A 4,695-nucleotide genomic window follows, 5' to 3' on the forward strand; every position below is an offset into this window, starting at 1 on the left:
GCCTCAGCACCACGCATCACATTGATGGCATTGATGTAAAATTCAGAAGCGACTCTTGAGGTCTGTTTGTCTTTGGCATAAGAAAACATCCCTACACCAGGCCAAAGGATAATCACCGGATTGGTGTCACGAATGGCGGGGCTGTTGCTGCGCTTATGTTTTTCATAATAGCCTTTGTAGCCTTCTCTATATTGTACAAATAGTTTTTCAATATGACCTTTCAAAGAACTCAGGTCAGACAAATCTTGATCAGCCGGAATATCAAGAACCAAGGGAGCTATTTTTGTCCTCAGAAAATGGTCCGGACAGGAAGTACCCAAAGGTGCCAATTTGTTCAGATCATTGGAATTGATAAACTGTAGCACGGTGTCAGAATCATTGAAAGTCCCAACCATGCGATTGTAGCTTGAAGCCAATCCTCTTAATAAGGGGGCGATTTTGGCAGCTTGGTCTTTTCTTTTGCTTGGATCCAAGGCCTTGACTTTTTCTCCTCCAAAAACCGGTCTTTTTTTGCCATAGTTGGCTTCCAGGTAAGCAGAGGCCATTTCGATCACCTCCAGACTATTGATATAACATTCATAGGCAGTATCTCCCCAAGTAAACAAGCCATGTCCACCCAACATGATGCCCCGGATACCTGGATTTTCTTCCAAAGCTTTCTTGAGTTGAAGTCCTAAATCAAAGCCCGGCCTCTGCCATGGAACCCAGGCAATCTGCCCATCAAATAGTTCTGTGGTGATTTTTTCACCTTCTTTTGATGCTGCAATGGCAATAGCCGCATCAGGATGGAGGTGATCGATGTGTTTGAAAGGCAAAAAAGAATGGAGCGGCGTATCAATGGAAGGAGCTTTTGAGTCCAAGTCATAAATACAATGGTTGAAGAGTCCGACCATTTCATCTTCTTGTTCAATTCCTTTGTATACCCCTTCCAAAGCTCGGAGTTTATCCACATAAAGGGCTGCCAATCCGGATTTGGTCAAAGTGCCAATATCACCTCCGGAACCTTTTACCCACATCACTTCCACATCTTTTCCTGTCAAAGGGTCTTTTTCAATGGTCTTGCAGGAAGTGTTACCACCGCCGTAATTGGTAATTCTTAAATCTGCTCCGAGGATATTGGATCGGTATATCAATAAGGCAACTTGGTCGTCGCCGAGGGATTTTGCTTTTTCTTCGTCCCAGAGGAAGGAGACGTGGTTGAAGGTTGGGGTAGCTGTTTTCATATTGTAAAATTCTGATTAATGCTTCAAATTGAATCTAAATATAAAGGCCTAAATGCTGCTTTCTGTCCTGCACTATACTGTTGGAAAAACCAGAATTCAACCAAATGTATTTGTTTTTAAAAAGTATTTCTTCTAACCTTACCACCATTTAGCCCATTAACCTATGATGAAATTTGACCTGTACATGGATGAGCGTTCGAGTGTCCCCAAATACATTCAAATAGTCAAGTCTATCAAAAGTATGATTACTGTGGGCAATTTGAAATATGGAGACAAAATTCCTTCCATCAATAACCTGAGTGCAGAGTATTATCTATCCCGGGATACCGTAGAAAAAGCCTACACCATTCTTAAAAATCAGGGAATAATAGAGTCTGTCAGGGGAAAGGGATTTTATATCAGTCACCATTCGGACTTATCCAAGTTTAAAATACTGTTGTTATTCAACAAACTCAGCGCTTACAAGAAGGAGATTTACAATTCGCTTTTAATTCAAATGGAGGATAGGGCAGAGGTTGTATTCCAAGTTTACCATTGTGAATATTCACTTTTCAAAAAAATCCTAGATCAACAAAAAGAGTCCTATGATTACTACATCATCATGCCTCATTTTAAAAAAGATTGTGAACAAAAAGCCATTGATTTGATCAAACAGCTTCCCAAAGAAAAGCTGATTCTCTTGGACCATCAAATCGAGGGGGTAAACGGATATTTTGGAAGTGTATTCCAGGATTTCAAAATGGATATTTACATGGCCTTGAAGCAATTGAAGTCCAAGTTGGAGAAATATCAAAAGCTCATTTTGGTATTTCCATTTCACTCCAATTATCCATATCCAGAACAAATACTTTTAGGTTTCAAGAAATTTGCGGTGGAGGAAAATTTTGATTTTGAAATAATCCCAGAAATCAGTGCAGATAGAAATCCTGCCAAAGGCGAAGCTTATGTCATTATTGAGGAAAATGACTTGGTGAATTTGATCAAAAAGGCCAGACAATTCAAGGATTTGGTTATTGGTAAAAATCTTGGAATCCTATCCTATAATGAAACCCCTCTGAAAGAGGTCCTTCAAAAAGGAATAACGGTAATTACCACCGACTTTTCTGCCATGGGAAAGCTTACCGCAGATATGATTTTGAGTAAAGAGGGCAAAAAGATTAAAAATGAGTTTAAGGTTATTGTGAGGGAGTCGTTGTAGGCGTTTTTTGGGGTTATGTAAATAATTAAATTGGTGATTTTCTTGAATTGAATGCTTCTATTTTTATAAAGTCAACTATGAAGCTTAGGAATATCCGTGTCTTTCAGGCCCGGTTGGGTGTGGGTTTAGTTGTTTCTATGGAATGGGCGGTGCCCATTCTTATGATATCAAGGCCTTTCAGGCCAAGGCCGTCATGAATAACCAAATTCCAAGCCCTGAAGGGCGAAATATCACAACGATGAAGTGAAGCCCATCATCGAAGAATAAATCCAGCCCTGAAAGGGCTAGATACCACAACGATGGGGGAATCCCATCGTCTAAGAATGAATCCTTCATCGTCCTGAATAGCCCTGAAGGGGCGAGATATTAATTCGATAGATGAACACCAAATACTGAATAACCGGAATAATAAATCATCACAGGATATCACAGGACATTAGAGTATCCAGATTTTTTGTATTTTTCACTTACGACCCAAAATCAACCTATGGAAAATACCGATACATTGCAGGAATCTCTACAAACAGGTGAATTTGAACGCCAACCTGTTCCTGCCTCTCATTTTAAGGATTGGAGGAAGTTTCTCGGTATGTATGCCGGGGAACATGCTGCGGGTACAGAATTCGTCATTGGGCCTTTGTTTCTGACTGCGGGTGTTTCTGCTTTTGACTTGATAATAGGACTGTTGGTGGGGAATTTTTTGGCGGTGCTGACTTGGCGGTACATTACCACGCCTATTGCGACTGCTGATAGGTTGACATTATATTACAAATTGGAGAAAATAGCTGGCCGTCAACTGGTCATCGGTTACAATTTGGCCAATGGACTGCTTTTCTGTTTTTTGGCAGGGGCAATGATTACGGTTTCAGCTACGGCGGTAGGAATTCCTTTTGACATGCCCATGCCGACATTGACCGATACAGTTCCAACAAGCTTATCATGGGTTTTGGTAGTGTTGGGTGTAGGGGCAGTGATTTCTGCAGTAGCTGCCAAAGGATATGATGCTGTTTCCAGATTTTCCAACATTGCTGCACCTTGGATGGTAATGGTTTTTTTGATTGCAGGAATAGTGGCTGCCAAAAGACTGGGAGTAAGTTCTATTTCAGATCTTTGGGCGGTTTGGGGAACAGGTTCGGAACCTTTTCCCGGACAGATCAAATTCACCTTTTGGCACGTGATGTTCTTCGCTTGGTTCTGCAATGCAGCGATGCACCTAGGGATGTCTGACCTGTCTGTTTTACGCTATGCCAATAAAAACGATGTAGGATGGACGACTGCTGCGGGGATGTATTTGGGGCATTTTATAGCCTGGATTTCGGCATGTCTGATGTTTGCCCTTTACCTGAAAAGTCCTGAAGCAGCGGCCATATTCGCAAGTGGAGGAGTTCCACCCGTAGCACCCGGTCCATTGGCTTATGAGGTGGTAGGAATAGCGGGACTGATATGTGTCTTGGTAGCAGGCTGGACTACTGCCAACCCTACAATTTACCGTGCCGGATTGGCTTTTCAGGCTATTTTCCCTAAAAGTTCGACCGTTAAAGTTACTTTGATGACGGGTGGTATTGCAACAATTGCCGGCCTGTTTCCAGCCTTTGCCATGAAATTACTGGACTTTGTGGCTGTTTATGGATTTATCCTGGCACCGATTGGAGCCGTGATTTTCTTTGAGCATTATTTCGCTGAAAAAATAGGGTTGAGAAAAAATTATGCTGAGGTAAAAGGTACTTCCTTCAATATGGGGGTCTTGGCAGCCTGGCTGATCAGCATGATTTTATTTTATGGCCTTTCGGTTTATCAGGGAGTGTTTCTTTCCTTCTTTACCTTTCCTGCCTGGATAGCCTGTGGTCTTTTGTTCCTATTGTTCAGTAAAATCTTCCAGAAAAAATGAGAAGCACCCACTTTGCCCTGTTCGTACTTGTTGTCATGTTTTCACTGGCAATATTGTTTTATCAAGACCTCTTAGATCAATCTCAGTTGAATATTGGATTATTGATTTGTACAGTGGGATGGTTTGGAGGATTGGCGATTTTGGACTTTTTGAAAAAGGTTAAATAGCTTCATAGGGACGTAACTCACCAAGAAAAAAAATGAACCCACTCCTATTCCTCTTTCTCTTCTTACTTATTTCCTGCACCACCAACCTAGAACCCAAAGATAATTCTAATATTGAGGCATTTAATGCAGCAAGAAAGGATTTGACTTATGCGGGTTTGAGGGTGTTGGGGATCATTAAATAATTGAACGCTGAACCTGTCCCGAATATCGGGATGATGC

4 protein-coding genes are annotated in these 4,695 nt (G+C 41.5%); 3 read left to right on the forward strand and 1 reads right to left on the reverse strand.

What is annotated here, in order from left to right; genetic code table 11:
* Positions 1 to 1,223 (reverse strand): class II aldolase (locus ACEW8U_RS10820; protein WP_373522054.1); only part of this gene is annotated, 1,223 nt, incomplete at its 3' end.
* 163 nt (positions 1,224 to 1,386) lie between these two features.
* Here ACEW8U_RS10820 and ACEW8U_RS10825 point away from each other — a divergent pair.
* From ACEW8U_RS10825 to ACEW8U_RS10835, 3 genes are all read left to right on the forward strand, one after another.
* Positions 1,387 to 2,421, forward strand: coding sequence for a GntR family transcriptional regulator (locus ACEW8U_RS10825; RefSeq protein ID WP_373522055.1), 1,035 nt, complete (start codon positions 1,387 to 1,389; stop codon positions 2,419 to 2,421).
* Positions 2,422 to 2,908: 487 nt separating this feature from the next.
* On the forward strand, positions 2,909 to 4,309 hold the full coding sequence (locus ACEW8U_RS10830) for a cytosine permease (RefSeq protein ID WP_373522056.1): 1,401 nt from the start codon (positions 2,909 to 2,911) through the stop codon (positions 4,307 to 4,309).
* 199 nt (positions 4,310 to 4,508) lie between these two features.
* Positions 4,509 to 4,658 carry a hypothetical protein gene (locus tag ACEW8U_RS10835; RefSeq protein ID WP_373522057.1) on the forward strand — a complete coding sequence of 50 codons (150 nt, stop codon included), beginning with the start codon at positions 4,509 to 4,511 and terminating at the stop codon, positions 4,656 to 4,658.
* The last annotated feature ends 37 nt before the right edge of the window (positions 4,659 to 4,695 follow it).

It is taken from the genome of Aquiflexum sp. (genome assembly GCF_041751335.1).
GTDB lineage: Bacteria > Bacteroidota > Bacteroidia > Cytophagales > Cyclobacteriaceae > Aquiflexum.

What these genes read in the sequence shown, in the direction of transcription:
- ACEW8U_RS10830 (WP_373522056.1), top strand. Translation starts at nt 2,909, where the DNA reads ATGGAAAATACCGATACATTGCAGGAATCTCTACAAACAGGTGAATTT.
- ACEW8U_RS10835 (WP_373522057.1), top strand. Translation starts at nt 4,509, where the DNA reads ATGAACCCACTCCTATTCCTCTTTCTCTTCTTACTTATTTCCTGCACC.
- ACEW8U_RS10825 (WP_373522055.1), top strand. Translation starts at nt 1,387, where the DNA reads ATGATGAAATTTGACCTGTACATGGATGAGCGTTCGAGTGTCCCCAAA.